A 2,974-nucleotide genomic window follows, 5' to 3' on the forward strand; every position below is an offset into this window, starting at 1 on the left:
CTGGCCCTGGGTGCGGCGGCTGGATTGCTGGCACTGGGGGTGACACTCGCCATCCTGTTCTACCTGGTATGGCCCAGCCACCTGGCCAGGGCGCTTTTCTGGCTGGCGGGCTGGCTGGGGATGGCCTGGCTGATATGGGTCACGGTTTCGGGATTCTGGGAGAGCAGCCGGGGCCTCGAGGCCGTTTTGGCTGGCATTATTGGTATCGGGGTGCTGGGTGCCATTGCCTATGCCCTGGTCTGGCCGCGCATCCAGCTCGACCTCGACACCCTCATCATGCGGTTGGTAGAGGTGCTGGCTGCCATCCCCGACCTTTTCTTGCTGATCATCTTATCGGTGCTGATTCCACAAGAGCTGCCAGCGGGTGTTCGCTTCGTGCTGGTGGTCTCGATTCTCTCCTTTGTCAACTGGGGTGGTCTGGCCCGCACCATTCGTAGCCAGGTACTCCAGCTGCGCGAGATGGAATACGCCCAGGCCGCCCAGGCTCTGGGGGCGGGGGATAGCCGCATCGTGATTCGACACATTTTACCTGGAACCTATACCTATCTGATCGTGGTCGTTACCCTGGCAATTCCTGGGTTTATTCTGGGTGAGTCTGGACTGTCCTTCCTGGGTTTGGGGATCCAGGAACCCGCTACATCCTGGGGACTGATGCTCTCCAAGGCCCAGCAGGCGGGGATCACAGCCTTTGTGGATCGTCCCTGGCTGCTCATTCCGGGGTTGTTTATCCTGATGGCAGTGCTGGCTTATAACTTCTTGGGGGATGGTTTGCGCGATGCGCTCGACCCTAGAACCAAAGCCTAGGCTGTTTTTTTTGCTGCATCCTGCGCCTGCCAGCACAGGGCGAGGAGCCAGGCCAAGCCACCTTGCGTTCTGGCGGGTTGATTAGGGGGCCAAAGCCCATATAATGACATAATCTGTTGTGGAGCAGTTTTGAGGAGTGGGAATGGACGATAAACGGCTGGTGGAGGTTACAGACCTCAAGGTGCACTTTTTCACCGACGATGGTGTGGTCAAGGCTGTAGATGGGGTTTCTTTCCATATCAACAAAGGCGAAACCCTGGCGGTGGTGGGTGAGTCGGGCTCGGGCAAGTCGGTGGCAAGCCTGGCCATGATGCGTCTGATCCCAACCCCGCCGGGCAAAATTGTCGGTGGCCGGGTGCTTTTTAGAGGGAAGGATGGCAAGGTCAAGGATCTGACCAAAGAAGACGAGGCCTCGATGCGCAAGATTCGCGGCAACGACATTGCCATGATTTTCCAGGAACCCATGACCAGCCTCAACCCGGTCTATACCGTGGGTGACCAGATCTCCGAAGCCATCGTGCTACACCAGGGTAAGAGCAAGAAAGAAGCCCTCGATCAGTCCGCCGAGATGCTCGATCTGGTAGGCATCCCCGAGCCTAAAAAGCGGCTTGCCAACTACCCACATCAGATGTCGGGCGGTATGCGCCAGCGGGTCATGATCGCCATGGCGCTCTCGTGCAACCCCTCGCTCTTGATTGCCGACGAGCCCACCACCGCACTGGATGTAACCATCCAGGCTCAGATTCTGGAACTCATGAACAAGCTGCGTGAAGAGATTGGCATGAGCATCCTGTTCATCACCCACAACCTGGGCGTGGTGGCCGAGATGGCCGAACGGGTGGTGGTGATGTACGCTGGTCGCGCCGTCGAGGAAGCCGATGTGGTGCCCACCTTCAAAAAACCCCTTCACCCTTACACCATGGGTCTATTAAACTCGGTGCCCCGGCTCGACCTGGCTGCCATCCACCAACAACGCCTGGAAGCCATTCCGGGCAACGTACCCAACCCACTCAACCTTCCCCAGGGCTGTGCCTTCCACCCGCGCTGCAAGTTCTTCAAGCCTGGGCTGTGTGACACCGATATACCCACCCTGCAAGACGCGGGCAACGGCCATATGGTGCGTTGTGTGCGTTGGGCTGAGATTCAAAAAGGCGAGGCGGTGGGAGCATGAGCGCAGCAACCCCTGGTACTACAACGGCCAATCTGGTCGAGGTCTCCAACCTTAAGAAGTGGTTTCCCATCCGTGGTGGGATTCTTTCTCGAGTGGTTGCAAACGTCAAAGCGGTCAACGATGTGAGCTTTGGGGTCAAGAAGGGCGAGGTGCTGGGTCTGGTAGGAGAGTCTGGTTCGGGCAAGACCACCGTGGGCCGCACCATCCTGCGCCTGATTGAACCCACCGAAGGAACCATCAGCTTCCAGGGCCAGGACATCACCCATCTGCCCAAGCCCCAGCTACGCGCATACCGGCGAAAGATGCAGATCATCTTCCAGGATCCCTTTGCCTCGCTCAACCCGCGTATGACCGTGGGCGACATCATCTCGGAGCCACTGGTGATCCATAACCTGGAGGGCTCGGCCCAGGCCCGCAGCAACCGGGTGGCCGAGCTGCTGCACCTGGTCGGCCTCAACCCCGACCATGTGCGCCGCTATCCACATGAGTTTTCCGGGGGACAGCGGCAGCGCATCGGGATTGCCCGCGCCCTGGCGGTACGCCCCGAGTTCATCGTGGCCGACGAGCCGGTCTCGGCCCTGGATGTTTCGATCCAGGCCCAGGTGGTCAACCTATTGCAAGACCTCAAAGAACAACTGGGTCTGACCATCTTGTTCATCGCCCACGACCTGGCGGTGGTGGAGTATATCTCCGATCGGGTGGCAGTGATGTACCTGGGTAAGGTGATGGAGATGGCACCCGCGCGCGACCTCTACCTGAAGCCACACCACCCCTACACCGAGGCCCTGCTATCGGCCATCCCCACCCCCGACCCTACCATCAAACGCGATCGCATCGTGTTGCAGGGCGATATTCCCAGCCCGATTAACCCGCCCTCGGGTTGTGTGTTCCGCACCCGTTGCCGCTACGCGATTGCCGAGTGCGACACTGCTGTACCTGAGTTAAAAGAAGTTTCCCCCGGCCACTTCAAGGCCTCTATTCGCGACGACATCACCGGCT

General features: G+C 59.3%; 3 protein-coding genes. All 3 read left to right on the forward strand.

What is annotated here, in order from left to right; translation table 11 throughout:
* Positions 1-804: ABC transporter permease (locus Q0288_RS09860; protein WP_299429915.1), on the forward strand; the 804-nt coding region annotated here is incomplete at its 5' end.
* Between the two features lie 142 nt (positions 805-946).
* On the forward strand, positions 947-1,975 hold the full coding sequence (locus Q0288_RS09865) for an ABC transporter ATP-binding protein (RefSeq protein WP_299429917.1): 1,029 nt from the start codon (positions 947-949) through the stop codon (positions 1,973-1,975).
* The coding region (locus Q0288_RS09870; protein WP_299429919.1) for an ABC transporter ATP-binding protein at positions 1,972-2,974 on the forward strand (1,003 nt) is incomplete at its 3' end. The genes Q0288_RS09865 and Q0288_RS09870, both read left to right, overlap by 4 nt.

The organism is uncultured Meiothermus sp. (assembly GCF_937863175.1).
GTDB lineage: Bacteria > Deinococcota > Deinococci > Deinococcales > Thermaceae > Meiothermus.